The sequence below is a fragment of the Yoonia rosea genome, from assembly GCF_900156505.1.
GTDB lineage: Bacteria > Pseudomonadota > Alphaproteobacteria > Rhodobacterales > Rhodobacteraceae > Yoonia > Yoonia rosea.
In genome coordinates this window covers 148,945-169,584 of the sequence record NZ_FTPR01000003.1, presented here as the reverse complement: position 1 = coordinate 169,584, position 20,640 = coordinate 148,945, and the positions used below count along the sequence as shown (strand labels likewise).

The 20,640-nt window shown below is 59.3% G+C and carries 21 protein-coding genes; 7 read left to right on the top strand and 14 right to left on the bottom strand.

Annotated features, from left to right (window positions below):
* Nucleotides 1-120 precede the first annotated feature (120 nt).
* Nucleotides 121-1,308 carry a lytic murein transglycosylase gene (locus tag B0B09_RS15445; protein WP_076660832.1) on the top strand — a complete coding sequence of 396 codons (1,188 nt, stop codon included), beginning with the start codon at nucleotides 121-123 and terminating at the stop codon, nucleotides 1,306-1,308.
* On the opposite strand, the gene B0B09_RS15440 is transcribed toward B0B09_RS15445, so the two are convergent.
* The 5 genes from B0B09_RS15440 to ribA form a co-directional block, all read right to left on the bottom strand.
* A complete protein-coding gene (locus tag B0B09_RS15440; protein ID WP_076660831.1) occupies nucleotides 1,288-1,773 on the bottom strand; it encodes a hypothetical protein in 486 nt (161 codons plus the stop codon). The two genes, B0B09_RS15445 and B0B09_RS15440, sit on opposite strands and share 21 nt — an antisense overlap.
* A 74-nt stretch (nucleotides 1,774-1,847) precedes the next feature.
* Nucleotides 1,848-2,330 carry an RNA pyrophosphohydrolase gene (locus B0B09_RS15435; protein WP_076660962.1) on the bottom strand — a complete coding sequence of 161 codons (483 nt, stop codon included), beginning with the start codon at nucleotides 2,328-2,330 and terminating at the stop codon, nucleotides 1,848-1,850.
* 69 nt (nucleotides 2,331-2,399) lie between these two features.
* The gene (locus B0B09_RS15430) at nucleotides 2,400-2,894 is read right to left on the bottom strand and encodes a L,D-transpeptidase family protein (RefSeq protein ID WP_076660830.1); all 495 of its coding nucleotides are present in this window, start codon (nucleotides 2,892-2,894) and stop codon (nucleotides 2,400-2,402) included.
* A gap of 28 nt (nucleotides 2,895-2,922) precedes the next feature.
* The gene (locus B0B09_RS15425; protein ID WP_076660829.1) at nucleotides 2,923-3,546 is read right to left on the bottom strand and encodes a YrbL family protein; all 624 of its coding nucleotides are present in this window, start codon (nucleotides 3,544-3,546) and stop codon (nucleotides 2,923-2,925) included.
* A 78-nt stretch (nucleotides 3,547-3,624) separates the two neighbouring features.
* On the bottom strand, nucleotides 3,625-4,701 hold the full coding sequence (ribA, locus tag B0B09_RS15420; RefSeq protein WP_076660828.1) for a GTP cyclohydrolase II: 1,077 nt from the start codon (nucleotides 4,699-4,701) through the stop codon (nucleotides 3,625-3,627).
* Between the two features lie 157 nt (nucleotides 4,702-4,858).
* Between ribA and B0B09_RS15415 the strand changes: the two genes are divergently transcribed.
* A complete protein-coding gene (locus B0B09_RS15415; protein WP_055295822.1) occupies nucleotides 4,859-5,545 on the top strand; it encodes a response regulator transcription factor in 687 nt (228 codons plus the stop codon).
* Nucleotides 5,546-5,733: 188 nt separating this feature from the next.
* On the top strand, nucleotides 5,734-6,108 hold the full coding sequence (locus B0B09_RS15410; RefSeq protein ID WP_076660827.1) for a rhodanese-like domain-containing protein: 375 nt from the start codon (nucleotides 5,734-5,736) through the stop codon (nucleotides 6,106-6,108).
* Here the strand turns inward: B0B09_RS15410 and B0B09_RS15405 are convergent.
* From B0B09_RS15405 to B0B09_RS15390, 4 genes are all read right to left on the bottom strand, one after another.
* Nucleotides 6,105-7,226 carry a trans-sulfuration enzyme family protein gene (locus B0B09_RS15405; protein WP_076660826.1) on the bottom strand — a complete coding sequence of 374 codons (1,122 nt, stop codon included), beginning with the start codon at nucleotides 7,224-7,226 and terminating at the stop codon, nucleotides 6,105-6,107. The genes B0B09_RS15410 and B0B09_RS15405 overlap by 4 nt on opposite strands.
* Nucleotides 7,227-7,293: 67 nt before the next feature.
* Nucleotides 7,294-7,572: a YMGG-like glycine zipper-containing protein gene (locus B0B09_RS15400; RefSeq protein ID WP_076660825.1), complete on the bottom strand. Its 279-nt coding sequence runs from the start codon at nucleotides 7,570-7,572 to the stop codon at nucleotides 7,294-7,296.
* Nucleotides 7,573-7,695: 123 nt separating this feature from the next.
* Nucleotides 7,696-8,571 carry a phosphoserine phosphatase SerB gene (gene serB, locus B0B09_RS15395; RefSeq protein WP_055295819.1) on the bottom strand — a complete coding sequence of 292 codons (876 nt, stop codon included), beginning with the start codon at nucleotides 8,569-8,571 and terminating at the stop codon, nucleotides 7,696-7,698.
* Between the two features lie 58 nt (nucleotides 8,572-8,629).
* Complete coding sequence (locus B0B09_RS15390; RefSeq protein ID WP_055295818.1) at nucleotides 8,630-8,869, bottom strand: TFIIB-type zinc ribbon-containing protein; 240 nt, start codon at nucleotides 8,867-8,869, stop codon at nucleotides 8,630-8,632.
* Nucleotides 8,870-9,100: 231 nt separating this feature from the next.
* Here B0B09_RS15390 and B0B09_RS15385 point away from each other — a divergent pair, with 231 nt between their 5' ends.
* The 4 genes from B0B09_RS15385 (at nucleotide 9,101) to mnmH (ending at nucleotide 13,884) form a co-directional block, all read left to right on the top strand.
* Nucleotides 9,101-10,243: a phosphoserine transaminase gene (locus B0B09_RS15385; protein ID WP_076660824.1), complete on the top strand. Its 1,143-nt coding sequence runs from the start codon at nucleotides 9,101-9,103 to the stop codon at nucleotides 10,241-10,243.
* 99 nt (nucleotides 10,244-10,342) lie between these two features.
* Nucleotides 10,343-11,935 (top strand): phosphoglycerate dehydrogenase, encoded by a 1,593-nt coding sequence (gene serA, locus B0B09_RS15380; RefSeq protein ID WP_076660823.1) that lies wholly within the window; start codon nucleotides 10,343-10,345, stop codon nucleotides 11,933-11,935.
* An 11-nt stretch (nucleotides 11,936-11,946) separates the two neighbouring features.
* Nucleotides 11,947-12,735, top strand: coding sequence for a metallophosphoesterase family protein (locus B0B09_RS15375; protein ID WP_076660822.1), 789 nt, complete (start codon nucleotides 11,947-11,949; stop codon nucleotides 12,733-12,735).
* Between the two features lie 78 nt (nucleotides 12,736-12,813).
* The gene (mnmH, locus tag B0B09_RS15370; protein WP_076660821.1) at nucleotides 12,814-13,884 is read left to right on the top strand and encodes a tRNA 2-selenouridine(34) synthase MnmH; all 1,071 of its coding nucleotides are present in this window, start codon (nucleotides 12,814-12,816) and stop codon (nucleotides 13,882-13,884) included.
* Here mnmH and B0B09_RS15365 read toward each other — a convergent pair.
* From B0B09_RS15365 to B0B09_RS15345, 5 genes are read right to left on the bottom strand one after another with little or no spacing between them, the layout of a single operon-like run.
* Nucleotides 13,853-15,949: a slr1591 family oxidoreductase gene (locus B0B09_RS15365; RefSeq protein WP_076660820.1), complete on the bottom strand. Its 2,097-nt coding sequence runs from the start codon at nucleotides 15,947-15,949 to the stop codon at nucleotides 13,853-13,855. The two genes, mnmH and B0B09_RS15365, sit on opposite strands and share 32 nt — an antisense overlap.
* 23 nt (nucleotides 15,950-15,972) lie before the next feature.
* Entirely contained in the window at nucleotides 15,973-16,530 is a 558-nt protein-coding gene (locus tag B0B09_RS15360) for a pyridoxamine 5'-phosphate oxidase family protein (RefSeq protein WP_076660819.1), read from the bottom strand.
* A complete protein-coding gene (locus B0B09_RS15355) occupies nucleotides 16,523-17,551 on the bottom strand; it encodes a lipocalin-like domain-containing protein (protein ID WP_076660818.1) in 1,029 nt (342 codons plus the stop codon). Before B0B09_RS15355 ends, B0B09_RS15360 begins: the two co-directional genes overlap by 8 nt.
* Complete coding sequence (locus tag B0B09_RS15350) at nucleotides 17,541-19,925, bottom strand: FtsX-like permease family protein (protein ID WP_076660817.1); 2,385 nt, start codon at nucleotides 19,923-19,925, stop codon at nucleotides 17,541-17,543. The genes B0B09_RS15355 and B0B09_RS15350 overlap by 11 nt, the downstream gene beginning before the upstream one ends.
* Nucleotides 19,922-20,578, bottom strand: a complete 657-nt coding sequence (locus B0B09_RS15345) for an ABC transporter ATP-binding protein (protein ID WP_076660816.1) — start codon at nucleotides 20,576-20,578, stop codon at nucleotides 19,922-19,924. Before B0B09_RS15345 ends, B0B09_RS15350 begins: the two co-directional genes overlap by 4 nt.
* Nucleotides 20,579-20,640: the final 62 nt, after the last annotated feature.

Here is a 20,640-nt window from a genome sequence, read left to right as displayed (position 1 = left end):
CGATGTGGCCTTTTTGATATTTCTTCGCATCATACCGGCAATAAGCCGCGCCGTGAACAAGAGTTGATTTGGGTCCGCCGGTTTTTGCTTTATCACTAAGAAAAAACGAGGAGATCAAGAATGCACCGCAGGCACTTTATCGCAACAGGTTTGTCCGCTTTGGCTTTGCCCCAGATGGCCAGCGCAAACGCCGCAGGTTTTCCGAACTGGATCGCGGGCTTTCGCAGTCGCGCGCGCAATGCAGGGATTTCTGATCGCACCTTTAATGCGGCCTTTGCCAATGTGAGCTATCTGCCCGACAGTATCGAACGCGACCGCAATCAGGCCGAATTCGTGCGCCCATTGGCCGATTACATGGCCTCTGCGGTCTCCGAGACCCGCGTCACCACAGGGCGCGAGATGGTACGCCGCTATGCCGGTGTCCTGGCCCAGATCGAGGCTCGGTTTGATGTGGAGCCTGCGGTCGTCACTGCCGTTTGGGGTATGGAAAGCAACTATGGGTCGCGACGCGGCGATACCCCCTTGATCTCGACCCTTGCAACGCTGGCCTACGACGGGCGGCGCGGGGCATTCTTTGAAAGCCAGCTGATCGCGGCATTGAAGATCTTGCAGAACGGTGATGTGGCACCAGCCAATATGACAGGGTCCTGGGCCGGTGCGATGGGACATACGCAGTTTATTCCCACATCCTACGAGGCTTATGCCGTAGATTTCACCGGCGACGGGCGGCGCGATATCTGGGCGGATGATCCCACCGATGCGCTTGCCTCGACAGCGGCCTATTTCCGGCGCTTCAACTGGCGCAAAGGCCAGCCTTGGGGGGTCGAGGTGCGCCTGCCGCAGGGGTTTGACTATGAACAAACGGGACGGGCCGTGACCCGCAGCCCTGCCGATTGGGCGCAGCGTGGTGTCGTAGGCGTCGATGGGCGAGCGGTGCCGAATTATGGCGATGCGACCCTGACCACACCAACCGGCGCGGGTGGTCCTGCCTTCATGCTGTTCCGCAACTATGATGTGATCAGCCGCTACAACAATGCCGAAGCCTATATCATCGGTGTCGGCCATCTCTCGGATCGGATCCGTGGCGCGGGGCCGTTTCAGGCGGCCTTTCCAGCCGATGAGCGCCGCTTGCGTCGTGCCGAGCGGCGTGAGTTGCAGCAGCGGCTCACGGATGCGGGATTCTCAACAGGCGGTGTTGACGGACAGATCGGCCCGAATAGCCGTGCTGCGATCCGGGCCTATCAACGCGCCGCTGGCCTGCCCGCTGACGGGCATCCATCCTTCGCCCTATTGCAAAGGCTGCGCTGAACACTCACCGCCCTGCATGCATCTGGTAAGCGCATCTAGAACGGCCTGTGACGGCTCTTCAAAGATGCGCCCGCCGCAGGGGCCGGCCTGAATGGTCAGCGGCGGATCGGTTGCTTCGACAAAATAGACAGCATCGACGCCGCTTTGGGCCGTCCCGCACCACGGACCGGCACAGCCTATCTGGAGCATGAGGTCGGCGGCATAGTCGATCGTAAAGCCGTCAGGCGACAGACCGTGCCCAATGAAACGTGCGGGGATCGGCGCTGGCGGGTGCATCTGTTTATCCATAACGGCAGGTGCCAAGTCCGCTGCATTGAATGCCAATTGCCCATAGAGCACGAAATAGGTTTCCGGTGCATCCGCGAGCTGTTGGAATGTCATCATCGGATCGGGGCGCATACAACTGAGCGCATGGGCCTGCCCGCTTACAATGGTAAGGGCTACGGCAAGAAGGTGGGGTTTCATCGGAGTGATCCTCTGTTTGGCTCCAAGCTTTGACGACGTGTATTAACAAATTCTTGAGAAAACCTTTGGCAACATCAGAGTTTCGGGCCGAATTCCGCCAAAACCTGCTCATAGACGGCACGTTTGAAGGGTACGATACTCTCGACCAGTTGATCGGGGGCCATCCATTGCCATGCGGTAAATTCGGGGGTTTCGGTTTGCAGATTGATCTCGTGATCCATCCCGTGAAACCGCATCAGGTACCATTTCTGCTCTTGCCCGCGATAGCGGCCTTTCCAGATGTTCGGCACCAGATCATGCGGCAGGTCATAGCGGATCAGACCCGCACTCTCGGCCTCGATCGTGACAAGCTTGGGCGCGATGCTGGTTTCTTCCTCTAACTCGCGCAGGGCAGCGTCACGACAGTTTTCGCCTTTGTCTACGCCGCCTTGGGGCATTTGCCACGCGTCGGTATCACGGTCTTTGCGTTGAGCGACAAAAACATGCCCGCGTGGATTGGCCAGCATGATGCCGACGCAAGGACGATAGGGCAGGTCTGCAATTTCTTCAGGGGTCATAAACGGGCCTTGGTGTTTCATTCTGCGTGCCTTTTTGGTTTGGCCCAAGAATAGAAGCAATGCCAGCGGTTATGCGATAACAAGCCGTGTTTCGTGACGGATACGGGCGGCGATCCAGCGTAGATGCTCAGGGCGGAACGCCACGCACCCTGCCGTAGGCCGCCCCGGACCGCGCCACGCGTGCAGAAAAATCGCCGAACCACGCCCCTTGACCGCATAGGGCCAGTTCCAGTCTGTCAGGATCACCAGATCGTACATCGGATCAGCACGGCGCAGGCGTTCATGGCTGTGCGGATAAGGTGTGCGGACCATCAGGTTATAGTCCTCATGTTTGGGATCGTCAGACCACAGGTCGGACGGCCCAATCGGCAGCGCCCAATCCGCAGGCCGTGCCATGCGGTCAGGCCGGTAGAGCATGCCCACAAGGCGGTGCGTTCCCCGCGGCGTCGCGCCATCGCCCTCTTTCTTGCGGGCCGTCAGCCCCCCGCGCCCTATGGTACAGGGAAAGCGGCGGTTCAGGAACCGCATATGTGTGGGCGTGAGGACAAGGTCGGTTTGTTTCATGAAACACGTCTGCAGGGATGATCTGCCTTCATTTGGCATATTGCTCTTGCAAATACGCCAGAACCTTTGACTTTTCGTGTTTATGCCAAAGCCGATACGCGATGCGACTATAGGATCGTGTCGGGATATACGTGTAGTCCCCCAAGCCATCAATAATCACAAGACGCAGCGGCCTTTTGTCTGCATCCCGCACCACAAGGATATTCGAGGGATTGAGGTCTCTGAAAATGACCTTGTCATCACCGAAATCCTGGAAAAGCTGATCGACAAGCGGAGCGATGTCATCAAAGCTAATCTCCTGCTGCTTTGCAACGTGCCTTAACGTGATCGACAGGCCGGGTGATCCTTCATCGCTTATTTTCTGAACAAGCTGCCCAAGGCCAAGGGACGTGTCGGAAAAACCGCGAAGCTCGGACATGTAAAGCGGGCAATTTCCGCGTCGGTTCAAACAGGCAATGTAATGTTTGTATTCGACATACCATTCACGATAGCCGCCAAACCACCACGTCTCCAATTCAAAGTATGCGCCTAAACGAAATCTCTTTTTCTTCGGCCTGTAGATCTTGATCAATAGACCATCATCATCAGGATGTTGATAGATGTCACGCCCGCCGCCTTTGGCGATCCGGTCTTCGGGATTGAGTTTAATCATATTGCAAAGCAGTCATAGCACGCCAGTTGGCGGCGTTTCGTTCTTGCGGCACACAAAACGGGTGCGCGATTTCATAGCTCATAATAAGTGCCCTGACTTCGCGGCCTTTGTCGCAAGGTAGGCGTGGTTATGCCGGTTGCCGCCGACTTTCAGTGGGACACGCTCCGTTACTTCGATACCGCAATATTCCATACGCGCGACCTTGGCGGGGTTGTTGGTCAGCAATCGGACCGCGCCAAAACCCATCCGTTTAAGAATTCCAGCACCGATCCGGAAATCACGTTCATCGTCCTCAAAACCCAAGCGGTGGTTGGCCTCGACTGTGTCGAACCCCTGGTCCTGCAAGGAATACGCGCGCATTTTGTTGGCAAGACCGATGCCGCGGCCTTCCTGGTTCAGATAAAGCAGCACCCCTGCCCCTTCCGCCCCCATTTGCGCCAGCGCACCGCGCAGTTGCGGGCCACAGTCGCATTTAAGCGAGCCCAGCAGATCGCCAGTGAAACAGGCCGAATGCAGGCGCGAGAGCACAGGTTTGCTGCGGTCAGGTTTGCCGATTTCGACAGCGTAGTGTTCTTCGGCCCCGTCATCGGGGCGGAAGATGTGCAGGCGTCCGGCCTCTGAAACCTCAAGCGGGAGCCGCGCAGAAATGATCGGATTCAGAGGGCTGAGGCCTGTGTCGAGGGCGGCATCAGCCGGGATCAGCGTCAGATTGTGCTGGCTGGCAAATGCCGCCGCATTTTCCAGCGGCAAGACGACAGCGGCGGGCAGGAGGCGCGCAGCTTTGACAAGTGCAATCGCTGCGCGGTGCAGCTCGGCAGGACCGTCGCGCAAGGTTTGCAGCGGGCCTTTCATGGGCGCGCGCAGATCGTCGGCGGGGTCTGCGACAGCACGGACCCAGTTGATTGTCGCGTCGGGTGGCAGAACGATCCGCGCGATATCACCGTCATAGGCACGCGCCTTGAGGGTGTCGGCCCGCCGCCCTGTTACGGCCAATACCGCAGGCCCGCCCAAGGCACGCAGATCGGCCAGACGTGCCGCATCCAGCGTCTCGGATGCCAGCACCAGCGCGCCGCCGTCCAGCACAATAGGGACGCCCATGCGCAGGTCAGCGCGGGCCCGCGCCAGTCGTTCGGTAATGTCGGGGCCAAATGCCATCTGTGTCCGCCTGTGATTTGTTTCAACAAATAGCCGTTTGCGCCGGAAAGTGAAACATTTGCACGAAAAATCACACGTCCGTGTGAAAGGGTGAAGGGATTGGTTGTCCCGGACGTATCAAGAACACAAATCTAATGGCGTAACCAAGGAGGATGTCATGGGACAGCTCAAAAAGATTCTATTGGTCGATGATGATGATGACCTGCGTGAGGCGCTGGGCGAACAACTGTTGATGACCGAAGATTTTGACGTCTTTGAGGCAGACGATGGCGCCAACGCGATGATCAAGGCCAAAGAGGGCCTGTATGATCTGATGATCCTCGATGTGGGTCTGCCCGATACCGACGGGCGCGAGCTTTGCCGCCTGATGCGCAAGCAGGGCGTGAAATGCCCGATCATCATGCTGACCGCGCAAGACAGTGATGCCGACACCATTCTGGGCCTTGATGCGGGCGCGAATGATTATGTCAGTAAGCCATTCAAATTCCCTGTACTTCTGGCCCGTATCCGAAGCCAGTTGCGCACGCACGAACAGTCCGAAGATGCTGTTTTCCAGCTTGGACCATATACGTTCAAACCCGCCCAAAAGCTGCTTGTGACAGAGGATGACAAGAAGGTTCGCCTGACTGAAAAAGAGACAAATATTCTGAAATACCTGTACCGTGCGACAGACGGTGTTGTCGCCCGAGACGTGCTTTTGCACGAGGTTTGGGGCTATAATGCGGGCGTGACCACGCACACATTAGAGACACATATTTACCGTCTTCGTCAAAAAATTGAACCAGATCCGTCCAATGCGCGCCTTCTTGTGACCGAATCCGGGGGCTACAGATTGGTTGCGTAGTACTCCGACCCGGTGATTTTGGTATTTTCCCTCCCGTTATCACCGGGTCTCAAGTTCCCGCCGGAGATCGGGTTATATCTCCACCTCCCTGTTGGACTTGCCCGGGCTTCGTGCCCGGGCGTTTTTTTTGGCGGTGGCAATTTTCAACACGCGCCTTACCTTTTGTTGTGAACAACAGGAGACGAAACATGAAATCCGCCAAGCATTTTCTAGAAGAAGCCAACGCACATGTCGTGCGCATCACCGCCGAGCAGGCGATTGCAAAACATGCCGAGGGCAAAGCCACCTTCATCGACGTGCGCGATAGCGCTGATATCGCTAAATCGGGTACAATCGCCGGTGCCCACCGTGTACCACGCGGGTTTATCGAATTTGCAGCTGATCCTGAGATGCAGTTCCACAACCCGATTTTTGACAAAGACGCCGAGCTTTGCCTTGTCTGTGGCGCAGGCGGACAGGCTGCATTGGCGGGCAAGACGCTCAAGGACATGGGCTATAAGAATGTCATCAACGTCGGCGGTATCGGCGACTGGAAAGCGGCGGGCGGCCCGACCGAGGACTAGCCCAGCGCCTGATCCCAATCGGCAATCAGATCGCCAATATCCTCGATCCCCACCGACACGCGGATCAGGTTTTCAGGAATACCGGTGTGCGGTTCAATCGTGTGCCGGTGTTCCACCAGACTTTCGACGCCGCCCAGCGATGTGGCACGCAAGAAGAGTTCCAGTTTTCCGACAACGCGCAACGCGTCCTCCCGCCCCCCTTTGACAAGAACCGACAGCAAGCTGCCAAAGCCGCCCGTCATCTGTTGGCAGGCAATATCGTGGCCCGCGTGCGACGGCAGGCCAGGGTAAAACACGCCCTCGACAGCGGAATGGGCCATCAGATGTTCGGCCAGCATCTGCGCATTCTGCGACATACGCTCAACCCGCAAAGGCAGTGTGCGCATTGCGCGGGTCAGCATCCACGCCTCGAACGGCCCAAGGATTGCACCCGCCATTTTGCGATCTGCACGGATCATATCCCAGATCGGCGCGTCTTTTGCGCGGGTCGATAGCACCCCTGCCAGAACGTCGGAATGCCCGTTGATACCCTTGGTCGCGGAATGCATGACAATGTCGGCCCCGAAATCAAGCGCGCGTGTCAGAATGGGTGTGGCTGCGGTGGCATCGACGACCAATGTCGCGTTGCTTGCTGCGGCGATAGCGCGGATATCAACGGTTTTGAGCCACGGGTTTGAGGGGGTCTCGATGAAGACGAGATCTGCAGCTTGCGACTGACAGGTGGTCGCCAGCGCCTCGGCCTCTACCTCGATGAGGGTGATATCGCGCCGTGTACAGAAATCCCTGATCCAAGCGGTCGTGCCCCAATAGATCCCTGATTGGACAATCGCCGTGCCGCCATTGGGCAGCGTGCGGAACACGGCGGCAATTGCGGCCATACCTGACGGGAACAGCAGCGTCTCTTCCGCCCCTTCCAGTCTGCGCAAGACCTCTTCTGCCTGACGTAGATTGTCAGAGTCCGCCCGTGAATAGATGTTGTCGGGACGAACCAGCGCATAATCGGCATCACGCAGATAGGTTGTGGACGGCTGCAGCGCAGGCACGACACCGCCGGATTGCGCGTCAATGGCTCCGGCAGCGTGGGCTGCGATTGTGGCGGGCTTTTTTGTATTATCCATTCCGCTATGTGGCGCAGAGCGACAGGCAAATGCAAGAGGTGCTGATCAGCCGCTTGCGGGCATGGCGCTATGGGCAGGGGGCGACAATGTAAGTACCATCACCCCGCGCATAGGCGCATTCCTGCGTGGCATCATTTTGCGCAACGATTGTCCCCGCAGCAGCACCCGCCAGTGCGGCAATCAAACGCCAGTCGCGGTTGGCATCAAACATATCGGCAGTGATCAAACCCGCAGCAGCACCGCCGGTCATGCCCACTATGGTCCGTTGCTCGGTTGTCAGGTTTTCACAGGCAGGCACCGTCAGAAAGGTCACACCAGCGAGGGTCATCACAAACATCTGTTTCATGGCTTTGCTCCTTTTTGCCTTGCGACCTTGCGCGCCTGTGCGGCGCCCGCAGATCGCGAGACCTTTCTAGCGATGTGTGGTGGACCGGAATTGATATTCCGCAAGTTTTCCGGCGTGTCGCCCCTAGGTGACAAACTCGTCGCGGCTATAGCCTTGCAGGAAAAGAAGCGCGGTCAGGTCACCGTGATTGATGCGCACGTCGCATTCAGCCTGCACGGTGGGTTTTGCGTGAAGCGCCACGCCAGTGCCTGCCAGTTTCAACATGCCGAGGTCGTTGGCCCCGTCGCCGACCGCCAACACATCCGCCGCCGTCAAGCCAAGGCGTGCCGTGATCTCTTGCAAGGCCTCGACCTTGGCCGCTTTGCCCAGAATGGGCCGCCCGACATCGCCTGTCAGCTTGTCGTTCTCGGACAGCAAGGTATTGGCGCGATTCTCGTCAAACCCGAGCGTTGCAGCAACACGCGACGTGAAAGCCGTGAACCCACCCGAGACCAGTGCCGCGTAGGCCCCGTGCGCCTTCATGGTTTGCACCAGCTCATAACCACCAGGCATATGCGTGATACGCTCATCCAGAACCTGCTCGATGATCTCGACAGGCAGGTCCTTAAGCAGGCCAACCCGCTCGATCAGTGCCTCTTCAAAATCAAGCTCGCCATTCATCGCCCGCGCCGTGATATCGGCCACACGCGGTCCGACACCTGCCTCGGCGGCCAGTTCGTCAATACATTCCTGCCGGATCATTGTGCTGTCCATATCGGCCAGAAGCATTTTTTTCCGCCGCCCCTCATGGGGCTGGATCACCAGATCGACGCAGGCGGCTTGCAGGTCGGCCCAGACCTCCCACTGGTTGTCCGGCACAGATGGAATCGCAAACTCAGCGGCCTCGTCAATGGCCAGCCAATGCGCGTCGCCGCCGCCCCATGCGTTGCGCAGGTTGTCGACCAGCGCCGCATCCAGATTACGTTCTGTGGGTGTTGTGATTAATGTGACGACCTGCATGGCGGACCTCATGGCAATATTGCCCAAGGTCTAGCGCCACAGCAGGCAGGGTGCACCCCTAAAAGTCGAATAGTTCGCTGAGGAAGCTTTCGCGCTTTTTCCTGGGGCGGTAATCGTCATGGCCGCCACGCGTATCACGCGGTGCGGGCGGCGGTGCCGCGGCAACAGCGGAGCGTTCAATGATTTTGTCCAGTTCGCCGCGGTCAAGCCAAACGCCACGGCATTCGGGGCAGTAATCAATCTCAACACCGCTGCGGTCAGAGATAACGAGCGTTGCGCCGTCGATGGGGCATTTCATAAGGCGATCCTTTCTACATTGCTGAGAGGTAGTTATGTGCCGCTTCCGGCCATGCAACTGGTGCGGCGGAAGGCCGCGCAGGTTTCCGATGGGCGACTGCAGTGTCGCAAAAATCGTCTCATCCGCCGAATTCGGTTCATTTCTCTCTTGCCGCAGCGCGTCACCCAATCTATCTGCGGCGGTGGGACACCCTTCCCCAACGAAGGGCGCATATCTGTGAGGATACCAGCAATGGTTATGACCAAACCGGCAACGCGGCCGGCTAATCCGCGTTTTTCTTCTGGCCCCTGTGCCAAACCCCCTGTCTGGAAATTGGATGCATTGCGTGACGCGCCATTGGGCCGTTCACACCGTGCGGGCGTCGGCAAAGCCAAGCTTGCCGAAGCGATTGACCTGACACGTGACATTCTGGGCGTGCCTGCGGATTACCTTATCGGCATCGTGCCTGCCTCTGACACCGGCGCCTATGAAATGGCGATGTGGTCGCTCTTGGGCGAACGCCCCGCCGAGATGGTGGCCTGGGAAAGCTTTGGTGCAGGCTGGGTGACCGATGTGGTCAAGCAGCTGAAAATCGACGCGACTGTTCACACCGCCGAATATGGCGAGATCGTCGATATGGCTGCGCTGAATTACGACAATGACGTCTGCTTTACATGGAACGGCACGACCTCTGGTGTGCGTGTCACCTCTGGCGACGTGATCCCCGCGGATCGTGCGGGCTTGACGCTTTGTGATGCGACCTCTGCGGCATTTGCGCAGGATCTGCCATGGGACAAGCTCGATGTGACAACATTCTCTTGGCAGAAGGTGATGGGTGGCGAAGCGGCCCACGGGATGCTGATCCTTTCCCCTCGCGCCGTGGAGCGACTGGAAACCTATACCCCCGCATGGCCCCTGCCCAAGATTTTCCGCATGACCAAAGGCGGCAAACTGATCGAGGGTATTTTCCGTGGCGAGACAATCAACACACCCTCCATGCTGGCGGTTGAGGATTATCTGGTCGCGCTGAAATGGGGCCGCTCGATCGGTGGTCTGGATGCGCTGATGCACCGCGCCAACGCCAACGCGCGTGCGATCTGGAATTTCTGCGCCGAACACGACTGGATCGCCAATCTGGCGATTGATCCGGCCACGCGCTCGAATACGTCCGTGTGCCTGAAGTTCACGGATGACCGGATCAAGGACGGAGCGGCCTTTGCCAAAGCTGTGGCAAAGCGGCTTGAGGCGGAAAACATCGCGCTTGATATCGGTGCCTACCGCGATGCCCCTGCCGGTCTGCGAATCTGGTGCGGTGCGACGGTCGAAACCTCGGACATCGAGGCGATGCTGCCGTGGCTGGAATGGGCCTTCGAGACCGAAATCGCCAATCAATAACTGACGCGCCCCGGATGTGATCCGGGGCCTCCCCCATATCGCAAGAGGTCCCGGATCAGGTCCGGGACTGCGTTTCAAAACATATCAAGGAGCGGCACCATGGCCCCCAAAGTACTTATCTCCGACAAACTCTCTGACGCAGCCGTCCAGATCTTCAAGGATCGCGGCATAGACGTGGATTTCCAGCCTGACCTTGGCAAAGACAAGGACAAGCTGCTGGAGGTCATCGGCCAATATGATGGTCTGGCGATCCGTTCGGCCACCAAGGCGACCGAAAAGATCATCGCCGCCGCGACCAACCTCAAGGTGATTGGTCGTGCCGGGATCGGTGTGGATAACGTCGATATTCCCGCAGCATCTAAGAAGGGGATCATTGTCATGAACACCCCCTTCGGCAACTCGATTACGACTGCTGAACATGCGATTTCGATGATGATGGCCGTTGCGCGCCAGATCCCCGAGGCCAACGCATCAACCCACGCAGGCAAATGGGAGAAATCCCGCTTTATGGGTGTGGAACTGACTGGCAAGACGCTAGGCGTGATCGGCGCAGGTAACATCGGGTCCATCGTCATTGACCGCGCACTGGGCCTGCGCATGAAAGTGATCGCCTATGATCCGTTCCTGTCAGAAGAACGCGCCACCGAAATCGGTGTGGAAAAGGTCGAACTGGACACGCTTCTCGGGCGTTCCGATTTCATCACGATGCACGTACCACTGACCGACCAGACCAAGAACATCCTGTCGAAAGAGAATATCGCCAAGCTGAAAAAAGGTGTGCGAATCGTGAACTGTGCGCGTGGCGGCCTCGTGGATGAAGAGGCGCTGGCCGAAGCGATCAAAGCAGGTCATGTGGCTGGTGCTGCATTTGACGTTTTTGCGGTTGAACCTGCAACAGAAAGCCCGCTGTTCAACCTGCCCAACGTCGTGGTCACGCCGCACCTTGGGGCCGCGACCACCGAAGCGCAGGAAAACGTGGCGTTGCAAGTGGCTGAACAGATGTCGGATTACCTGCTGACGGGTGCCGTGCAGAACGCGCTGAACATGCCGTCGGTGACTGCCGAAGAGGCCAAGATCATGGGCCCTTGGATCAAGCTCACCGAGCATCTGGGCAACTTCATCGGCCAGATGACGGATGAACCGATCAAGGCAATCAACATCCTGTTTGACGGTGAAGCCTCCGAGATGAACCTCAAGGCGCTGACAGCGGCGACCATCGCGGGGATCATGAACAAAGCGAACCCCGACACCAATATGGTCAGCGCCCCTGTGATCGCCAAAGAGCGCGGGATCAAGGTTTCGACCACCAAGCAGGACCAGTCCGGCGCATTCGAAGGCTATGTCAAAGTGACTGTCGTCACTGACAAGCGCGAGCGTTCGGTTGCAGGGACGGTGTTCAGCGACGGCAAGCCGCGCTTTATCCAGATCAAGGGTATCAACGTTGACGCCGAGGTTGGGGAACACATGCTTTACACCACCAACGAAGATGTCCCCGGCATCATCGGTACATTGGGGACGACCTTGGGCGAACAAGGCGTCAACATCGCCAACTTTACATTGGGCCGCCACGAGGCGAAGGGCGAAGCGATCGCTTTGCTTTACGTTGACGAGGCCGTCCCACAGACAGCGCTTGAGGCCCTCAAGGCCACAGGCAAGTTCCGGCAGGTCAAACCGCTCACGTTCAACGTCTGATTGGCCATACTATGAACCCCATCTATGCGGTTGGTGATATTCACGGCCAGAAACAGATGCTTGATCATGCGCTTGCGCTGATTGCAGCGGATGGCGGTGACGATGCACGGATCGTGTTCTTGGGAGATTACACAGATCGCGGCCCGGATAGCCGGGCCGTGATCGAGACCCTGATTGCCGGCCGCGACGCCGGACGCAATTGGGTTTTTCTCAAAGGCAACCATGACCGTTTCTTTACGCGGTTTGTCCGGCAAGGGCTTCAGCATGATCCGCGCGTTGCGTCCGGTATCAGCTGGCTGAACACCCGTCTGGGTGGCACCACGACGCTTGCGTCATATGGTATACAGGCCGAGATGCGGTTCATAATTGATCGCAAAAGCGGGCTTGAGTTTCTCAAGTCCTGCGAGGGCCCGGACGGCAAAACGGATATCGCCGGATTGCAAAAGCTGGCGCAGCGCGCGGTGCCTGCGGCGCATCTGGAGTTTCTGGAAGCCCTGCCGCTGTGGCACGAGACCGATGATCTGCTATTTGTCCACGCAGGTATCCGCCCCGGTTTGCCTATTGCAGCACAAGACCCTGAGGATCTTTTGTGGATCAGATCACCGTTTCTGGAAAGCAGCGAGGATTTTGGCAAGCTGGTCGTGCACGGGCACACCGCGCTTGAGCATCCGCAGCATTTTGGCAATCGCGTCGATCTGGATGGCGGTGCGGGCTATCACAGACCGTTGTTTCCGGCTGTGTTTGAAGGGCGCGACTGCTGGATTTTGACCGGCCACGGCAGGGTTGCGCTGACGCCCTGACCGAACATCCGCATCGGCCCGGCGCCATGCTGCCTATTCGCCCTTTTGCCGCAGCCCTAACTGCCGTAGACCATCGTCATGCCCATTGAGTTTACCAGCCTTGACGCGATCCTGAACCACGGGTTTGACACCGTGATCGACGTGCGTTCACCCGCCGAGTTTGCCGAAGACCATATTCCGGGCGCAATCAACCTGCCTGCCCTGTCAAATGAACAACGGGCGCAAGTTGGTACGATTTACAAGCAGATCAGCGCATTTGACGGCCGCAAGATCGGGGCGGGCATGGTGATTCGCAATGTGGCAGATCACATCGACGGCCCGCTGATGGACAAAGACGGGTCTTGGCAACCACTTGTCTATTGCTGGCGCGGGGGGCAACGGTCGGGGGTGTTCTCGTCCCTTCTGTCCGAGATCGGCTGGCGGTCGCAAACCGTCAAAGGCGGCTATACGACGTTCCGGCGCTTGGTAAAGGCGGGTCTTTATGACGTTCCTTTGGCGCATCGGTTTATCCTGCTGGATGGCTATACCGGCACAGCCAAAACCGAGATTTTGCCGCGCTTGGCCGCACGTGGCGTGCAGGTCATTGATCTGGAGGGGCTCGCAGGGCATCGCGGGTCGCTTTTGGGGGGCATGCCCGGGGGGCAGCCATCACAAAAGGCGTTCGAGACGCGGCTGGCCACGGCACTGAACGCGTTGGACCCTACCCGCCCCGTGGTGATCGAGGCCGAAAGCAGCAAGATCGGGCGGATCGTGCTGCCTGCTTCTGTGTGGGCGGCGATGCTGGCAGGGCCACGGATTGTAATCAAAGCCCCCATGGGCGCGCGTGCGGGTTATCTGGCAAAGGCCTACCGTGAGGTGATTGAAGATCCTGATGTAGTGGCCGCCAAGCTTGCGCCGCTGCGCCGTTTGCGTGGTCATGCGACGGTCGACCGCTGGATTGCGCTGTCGCACGCGGGGGCTTTGGTCGATCTGTCACATGCGTTGATGGTCGATCACTATGATCCGTCATATGCCAAATCACGCCGCATTGATGAACGCGAGGTGCTGGCCGACGTGACGGCGGAAACGCTGGACGACGCAGGACAGGAACGTGCCGCAGATGCGATTGTACGGGCGGTTACTGCGTTCGAAAGACCTGATCTGCGGTGATTTCGCCGATAATACTGGCAGTGTAGCCCGCTTTGTGAAGCTTCCTGAGCGTCGCATCGGCAGACGCGGGCGCAACAGCGGCCAGCAATCCACCTGCGGTCTGTGGGTCGAACAGCAATTCCATGACAGGCCCCTCGATCGGGCCCGCACCAATGCGGTTATCCGTGAACAACGAAGATCGTACACCTGATGCTGAAAGCGCCAAGGCGCCGTGCATCAACGGAATCGCATCAAGATCCAGCGTCACACCTACGCCCGACGCATCACAGATCCCGCGCAAGTGCCCCGCAAGGCCAAAGCCAGTGATATCGGTCATCGCATGGGCTTTGCTCAAGATCACCGAGGCTGCGGCCTGATCCTGTGTCATAAGGTCAAGACAGGCCATCACGTCGGCACCTTTCGCCTTGCCCTGCATCTCAGCGGCCATCACCGTGCCGCTGCCAATGGGTTTGGTCAGGATCAGTTTGTCACCCGCCTGTGCTCCAGCCAGCGTAACCGGTGCTTTCGTCAGACCGGTAATCGTGAACCCGATGGTCAGTTCGTCACCAAGTGACGAATGCCCCCCGATGATCTTGGCGCCGGCTTTGGCGAAAACCTCAGACGCGGTCGACATGATCTCTGTCATTGTCCGTTCCTGCAAGGTGGCCGACATGCGCGGCAGGATCAGGCTGGCGGTGGCGGCCTGCGGTTTCGCCCCCATCGCCCAAATATCGCCCAGCGCATGAACGGCCGCGATGCGGGTCATCACCACCGGATCATGGGTCAGCGCACGCAGGTGATCGGTGCTCATCACCTGTCCGGCCTGCACTTCGGCGGCATCATCACCAAAATGATCTGTCAGTACATTCTGCAGCGCCGCCCGCCCCACTTTGGCCCCGCAACCACCGCACATGGGTTTATCGCCCAGCGCCTCTTTCACACCCAGTGCCGTCTTGCGCGGCAGATCAGGGGCCCCCATCGGTGCCAAGGTTTCAAACTGGTCCATGAATTTGCGGTCGATATGGTCCTTGAGCTTCCACAACAACGGGCCTTCGCGCGCAGTGCCAAACTTTTCGGCCAGCGCCGATTTTGCACCCAGCGAGATGAGTTTGAGGTAGTCGCGTTGTGGCTTGTAGGGGCGCAGGGTCCCGCCGGACAGGACGGCGCGCAGGTTCGCAAACAGGATCGGCGCTTGGCGCACCGCATAGACGCCTGCTTTGGGGCGCGGGTTGGCACGCAGATGCGCGCAGTCCCCGACCGCGAAAATCGCGGGGTCGCTGGACTGCAGGTTCGCATCCACAGCAATGAACCCCTGATGCAGATCGAGGCCCGTTTGCGCGATCCAGTCGTGCGGCTTTGCCCCTGCCGCCCCTGTTGTGAAATCACTGCGGATCGTGCGGCCGTTACGCAGCACAAGACCTTCTGCAAATATCTCGGTCACCTCGGCGTCTTCGGTGATTTCGATATTGTTCGCGGTCAGCGCCGCAATCATTTTCTGGCGCGCCTTATAGCCCAGCGCGGTCAGGACGCGGCTGCGGTCAAGCAAGTGGACCGTCGGGGATTTATCGCGCAGGGCATGTGACATGGCCATGGCCAGTTCGGCACCTGCAACGCCGCCTCCGATGATTGCGATATGCGGTGCCTTGGCAGAGGCGCGGAAGCTGTCCCAGCACGATGCAAATGTGCCCAGCGGTTTGGCGGGGATCGCATGCGCCGTAAATCCGGGCAAATCAGGCATCGCAGAGGTAATACCGATATCGACCGACACCACGTCATACGCGATAGATGGACGGCCTGAAACAGCAACGGTTTGCGCATCCTTGTCGATGCCAGTGGCATAGCCGTCGATGATCCGCGCACCTGCAAAGCGGGCCAGTTTCACCAGATCAATATCGAGCTCTTCGCGGGTGTAATGCCCTGCGACAAACCCCGGCAACATCCCTGAGTAGGGCGCAGTTGGACCCGGATTGATGACCGTCACCCGCACCCCCGGCAAAGGGTTCATGCCCCATTTGCGCAGCACAAGCGCATGGGTGTGACCGCCGCCAATCAGCAAAAGGTCGCGGGTCAGGGGAATACTGTTCATGCCTTGTTGTAGCGGGGTGCGGATCAGGGGGAAAGCCACTGTCCCTGCCAATGACGATCACGTGAGAAACTGGCGCGGCGGTGATCGGTCCCGAGATGGACAGCGTCGATGGTGGTGACATGGCATTCCAACACGGCGAAGGTCTCCGGATCGGGCATTTTGACATAGTCGAGCGCTGTTGCGATCGGTTGACCGGGCGGCGGGGTGACACCGTAGGATTGCTGCGCATGGTCGGGGATTTTGTCCCAAAGTTCACGGGTCTGCGCGCCCGAAAGGATCGTCACTTCGGCCTGCAGCCTGATTTGCAGGTTCTGCTTGGCATCCCAGATATGCAGTCCTGCGCGGGGCAAGGCCCGCAGGCTCTTGATCTTGTCGGAAAAGAGATCCGTATGGACAGTTACGATCCCCGCCGCACGATCAGCAGACCGCAGCACCACTGTGCGCGCCTCCGGCCATCCTTCGGGCGACACAGTTGCAAAGGTCGGGCGGCGCGCGGGATGCTTGGCATCAGCGACACCGCGCCCCAACGTGCCCCAAAGTTTGTCCCAAATGCCGTCTGTGGTTTCAAACCAGTCACTCATAGCCCGTCATCTCCAGGTATCCGATCCCCTCATGGCTGCCCGTGACCGTGACAGGGCCTTCCCAATACGGCACACTTGTTGCCATCCACGCGTTCTCATTGATAGCAGCAACGGTCACATCGACACCTTCGGCAGGCAGTTCCACATGCCATCGCACGGGCACGCCCATGTCATTCGTGGCAAGGGGTGTCGCGACCAAAGCGCCATTAGTGTAGGGCGTTGTTTGTCCATCAGGCGTGATCCAGGTGGCAGAGGTAAAGTTCTGGCCGTCGGTCTGTTGCAGGCGGAACCCCATCATTTTGTTCCCATCGTCAAATGACAGCGAAAACCAGTCCCAGCCTGTCTGGTTTTCCGCCAAAGGCTGTGAAGACCATTCACGGTCCAGCCATGCGTTCCCTGTCACCGCGACATCGCCCTCGGGCAGTTGCAGGGTGCCTTCAATGGCAAAGAACGGTTGCGAATAATAGTAAGACGCCTGCCCTGCGGCAGATTTCACCGAATAGCCGCCTTCTCCGTGAAAAATCAGCGGGCCTTGGGCCGTCAGCGCCATATCATAGGCAAAGTCAGGCGCGCTAGCTGTCATACGCAGGGTGGTCCAGTCGCCTGTCAGCGCCCAGTCGTCGATCCATGCTTCAAAAGGGTCCGCCGTCACCCCCGCCTGACCGATCCCGCCGCGTGCCAGCCGTTCGGCAACGAAGTGCTGATCGGGTGTTGTGACCGCCGCATGGCCCATCCACAGTTGCGGCGCGGTCCAGCCCTCACCTGCCTCGGGCGCGAGGGCAGAGCGGAACAGGGTCCATTGCAGCCCGTAAGGCGTGCCGTCGGCCGCTTCAAGATTGGCGGTCAGATACCACCATTCGATGCGGTACTCGTTGTGTGCGCCGTGATCGGCCGGGAAGCTGAATTGCGGGTCCGGTTGCGGAACAGAAAAGCCGTCGGCTTCGGTGCCCAGCCCGGCAAAACCTTGTGCCAACGCCGACATGGGCAAGCAAAGAGCAATGAAAAGCGCTTTAACGTTCATTGGAAAATACCTTGAGCAGATCCGCAGGGGGTGTTCGCGCCAGCCTGCGGGCGGGCCAGAGCGCGGCAAGCCCTGCCGCCAGCAACGCGAAGGCCCCCATGCGCGCATAATCCAGCGGGAAAAGATACATTGGCAGCTTCCATCCAAAGGCCGCCACATTCACCACCGCGAGCAAGGCCCATGCCAGCGCAAGGCCCAGCGGCAAGGCAACGACAGCCGTGAGCAGAGCAAGCATGACCGCGCGGACAAGTTCAAGCCGCCCGAGTTGTTGACGTGTCATGCCCATGGCCCACGCCGGGGCCAGTTGCGGGACGCGCATGCTGGCAAGGGTCAGCAGGCTCATCAGAATGGCGAAACCGGCGACCGCAAGGGTAAGGATGTTCAGGGCGGTTGTGACGGTAAAGGTGCGTTCGAAGATCGCCAGCGAGATTGCCTTGATGCCCGCTTGGTTGACGGTTTGGGTCGCGGTAATGCCTGTTGCGGCTTCCAGCGCGTCAACAAAATCCGGCACTGCTTCAGCGTCCATACGCAGGCCAAAGCTCTGCGGTCTGATATTGGGGTAGAGGGCGGCGAAAACACCTTCGCCAATCACCGCCTGCCCGATCGGGTTGCCGTAGTCGCCGTAGACACCAGCAATAGCAAAGGCAGTGCCTTGCAGCGTGATTTCATCACCAACCATCAGGTTTGCACGGCGCGAGAGCTGTTCGTTGATCAACACGGTTTGCCCTGAAAAGGTGCTGTCCCACGGATCGCGCGCTTGCTGCAGGAACACCCAATTGTCACGATAGGTGGCATGATCGCGCGCGCCGTAAACCTCGGTCGGTTGGCCGGCCACTTCTGTATCGGCGCTTTGGATCGGCAGGATGATGTCGGTGCGGGGCGTGGCGAAAGCGATCAGGGCGGCGGTTTGCGCGTCGCTTTCGGTGCGCACGTAAAGCTCGGACGCCAATCGCTGGTCGAGGAAATCAGTGAAGGTCAGGCGGAAGCTCGAGACCATCGTCGAAACACCGACATTCGCAGCCATCGCAAGCAACAGCGCCATCAGCGCAAGCGACAGGCCTGGCAATTGCTGGCGTGTATCAGCCCAGAACCACTGCGCGGCGACGGATCTTGCGAGGCTGCTCGCGAAGGCAAGGAGCCGGTCAAGAATGATCGGCAGGGCCAGCGCCGCCCCGATCAAAAGCGCACCCAGCAAGAGAAAGCCGCCGATCATGCCGGTTGCAGTGAACATCAACACGCCAGAGAGCATCAGCAAAATCGCGGCCGCGGTCCCATGCCAGATTGCGCGCCGCCCTGCGGCCATCGCCAATGCGCGGGGCTGGGCCGCTGCAAGCAAGGGCATTTGCGCCAATTGGTAAAGCGCACCACCCGCAGCGAGCGCAGTGCCGCCCAATGCAATCGCCATACCCGAAAGCCACCACGACGGGCGCAGTTGGAGTGTGCCGGAAACATCGGCCCCGTAAAGCCCGCGCAATGTGGCGGCAACATCGGGCAGCAGCAGGGCCGCGATCACATAGCCCAGCGCCACGCCAATGACGCCTGCGACAAGGGCAAAGAGCATAAGTTCCGCGCCCAAAAGCAGGATCAGGCGGCGCAGCGGCAGCCCCAAGGCACGCAGGGTGCGCACCACAGGGCGGCGTTGTTCGAAGGCGAGGCCAATGGCACCGTTGACGATAAAAATGCCCACCGCAAAAGACAGCAGACCAAAGGCCGTGAGGTTGAGGTGAAAACTATCGGTCAGCTGTGCAATATCGCTCCCACCCTGGGCCGGTTGCATGGTCAGGTCGGGGGCAACAACATCAAGCGCGGGGCGACCGATAGGTTGACTGCGCAGGACGATCAGACTGTCAATCTGGTTTGGTTTGCCCAGCAGGCGCTGTGCGATGCCGATATCTGTGACAGCGGTGTTGGGGGCTGCCTCCGGTGTGACGACAATGCTGAGCTCCGCCAGCTGTTCCGCGACTTCGGCATTGGCGAAAAGCTGGCCCTCGCCTGTGAGGAAAGACGTCAGGTCTGTTCCTTCCTGCAACGATACTGGCCCCACCCCGCCCGGCGCTGTCAGTGGCTCGACCCCGATGATCCGCACGCCATCAAGCCGCCCCTGCACCACGGGGCTGACCAGCCAACCTGCACGTCGCAGGGCGACATAGGTCTCCTGGGTCATCGGTTGCCCGTCTCGGCGCACAAGCCTGTCGTATTGCCCCTCACCCAAAGTCGCAGCGGCGGCGTCATAGCTGGCGCGCGCCTCGGCGTTGACAGCTTGCACGCCGGACCAAAGAGCTGTGGCCAGCGCCAGCCCCGCCAGCAACGTAAAAAGCTGCAACGGATTGCGCCACCAATGTGACAGAAGCGCGTGAAGGGTTGTTGTGGTCATGCCACGCGGCCCGCCCGCAGATGCAGGCGCCGCGACATGCGCGCGGCAAGGCCTTCGGAATGGGTGACCATCAAAAGGCCTGCACCTGTCTCGCCGACAAGTTCAAGCATCAGGTCAAGGACGGTGCTGGCAGTGGCCTCATCCAGGTTGCCAGTGGGTTCATCGGCCAGCACGACACGGGGTTTCGGGGCCAATGTGCGGGCAATCGCCACGCGCTGCTGCTGGCCACCCGAAAGCTGTTCGGGGTATTTGGCAAGGTGAGGTGTCAGCCCCATACGTGCGGCCAATGCAGCGTCCCAATCGGGGTCATGACGACCAGCCAGACGTGCCTGAAAGGCGATATTATCGGACACACGCAGGCTGGGGATCAGGTTGAACTGCTGGAACACCACGCCAACGGTGCCCCGCCGCAGGGCTGCACGACCGGCATCATCAAGGGCGGCGATATCACGCCCCTCATGCAAGATTTGGCCGCTGTCAGGCGTATCAAGACCGCCGATCAGGTGCAGCAACGTGCTTTTGCCGCTCCCGGACTCGCCTGTCAGCGCCAGTGTCTCGCCTGATGCCAGCGTCAGGTCGATACCGCGCAGCACGTCAAAAGGACCATCGGCGGTGTGATAGGTTTTATGAATATCTTGAACGGTCAGTAACATGGTTTTCGCGCCTCTGGCCTAGAGGTAACGCACCTGCCGCAGAAGGAAACGCCTATTGCGAC

What these genes read in the sequence shown, in the direction of transcription:
- B0B09_RS15400 (WP_076660825.1), bottom strand. Translation starts at nt 7,572, where the DNA reads ATGAAACAGATGTTTGTGATGACCCTCGCTGGTGTGACCTTTCTGACG.
- B0B09_RS15360 (WP_076660819.1), bottom strand. Translation starts at nt 16,530, where the DNA reads ATGAGTGACTGGTTTGAAACCACAGACGGCATTTGGGACAAACTTTGG.
- B0B09_RS15430 (WP_076660830.1), bottom strand. Translation starts at nt 2,894, where the DNA reads ATGAAACAAACCGACCTTGTCCTCACGCCCACACATATGCGGTTCCTG.
- ribA (WP_076660828.1), bottom strand. Translation starts at nt 4,701, where the DNA reads ATGGCATTTGGCCCCGACATTACCGAACGACTGGCGCGGGCCCGCGCT.
- B0B09_RS15375 (WP_076660822.1), top strand. Translation starts at nt 11,947, where the DNA reads ATGAACCCCATCTATGCGGTTGGTGATATTCACGGCCAGAAACAGATG.
- B0B09_RS15405 (WP_076660826.1), bottom strand. Translation starts at nt 7,226, where the DNA reads ATGGATAATACAAAAAAGCCCGCCACAATCGCAGCCCACGCTGCCGGA.
- B0B09_RS15385 (WP_076660824.1), top strand. Translation starts at nt 9,101, where the DNA reads ATGGTTATGACCAAACCGGCAACGCGGCCGGCTAATCCGCGTTTTTCT.
- B0B09_RS15355 (WP_076660818.1), bottom strand. Translation starts at nt 17,551, where the DNA reads ATGAACGTTAAAGCGCTTTTCATTGCTCTTTGCTTGCCCATGTCGGCG.
- mnmH (WP_076660821.1), top strand. Translation starts at nt 12,814, where the DNA reads ATGCCCATTGAGTTTACCAGCCTTGACGCGATCCTGAACCACGGGTTT.
- B0B09_RS15350 (WP_076660817.1), bottom strand. Translation starts at nt 19,925, where the DNA reads ATGACCACAACAACCCTTCACGCGCTTCTGTCACATTGGTGGCGCAAT.
- B0B09_RS15425 (WP_076660829.1), bottom strand. Translation starts at nt 3,546, where the DNA reads ATGATTAAACTCAATCCCGAAGACCGGATCGCCAAAGGCGGCGGGCGT.
- B0B09_RS15390 (WP_055295818.1), bottom strand. Translation starts at nt 8,869, where the DNA reads ATGAAATGCCCCATCGACGGCGCAACGCTCGTTATCTCTGACCGCAGC.
- B0B09_RS15415 (WP_055295822.1), top strand. Translation starts at nt 4,859, where the DNA reads ATGGGACAGCTCAAAAAGATTCTATTGGTCGATGATGATGATGACCTG.
- B0B09_RS15435 (WP_076660962.1), bottom strand. Translation starts at nt 2,330, where the DNA reads ATGACCCCTGAAGAAATTGCAGACCTGCCCTATCGTCCTTGCGTCGGC.
- B0B09_RS15410 (WP_076660827.1), top strand. Translation starts at nt 5,734, where the DNA reads ATGAAATCCGCCAAGCATTTTCTAGAAGAAGCCAACGCACATGTCGTG.
- serB (WP_055295819.1), bottom strand. Translation starts at nt 8,571, where the DNA reads ATGCAGGTCGTCACATTAATCACAACACCCACAGAACGTAATCTGGAT.
- B0B09_RS15345 (WP_076660816.1), bottom strand. Translation starts at nt 20,578, where the DNA reads ATGTTACTGACCGTTCAAGATATTCATAAAACCTATCACACCGCCGAT.
- B0B09_RS15445 (WP_076660832.1), top strand. Translation starts at nt 121, where the DNA reads ATGCACCGCAGGCACTTTATCGCAACAGGTTTGTCCGCTTTGGCTTTG.
- B0B09_RS15440 (WP_076660831.1), bottom strand. Translation starts at nt 1,773, where the DNA reads ATGAAACCCCACCTTCTTGCCGTAGCCCTTACCATTGTAAGCGGGCAG.
- serA (WP_076660823.1), top strand. Translation starts at nt 10,343, where the DNA reads ATGGCCCCCAAAGTACTTATCTCCGACAAACTCTCTGACGCAGCCGTC.
- B0B09_RS15365 (WP_076660820.1), bottom strand. Translation starts at nt 15,949, where the DNA reads ATGAACAGTATTCCCCTGACCCGCGACCTTTTGCTGATTGGCGGCGGT.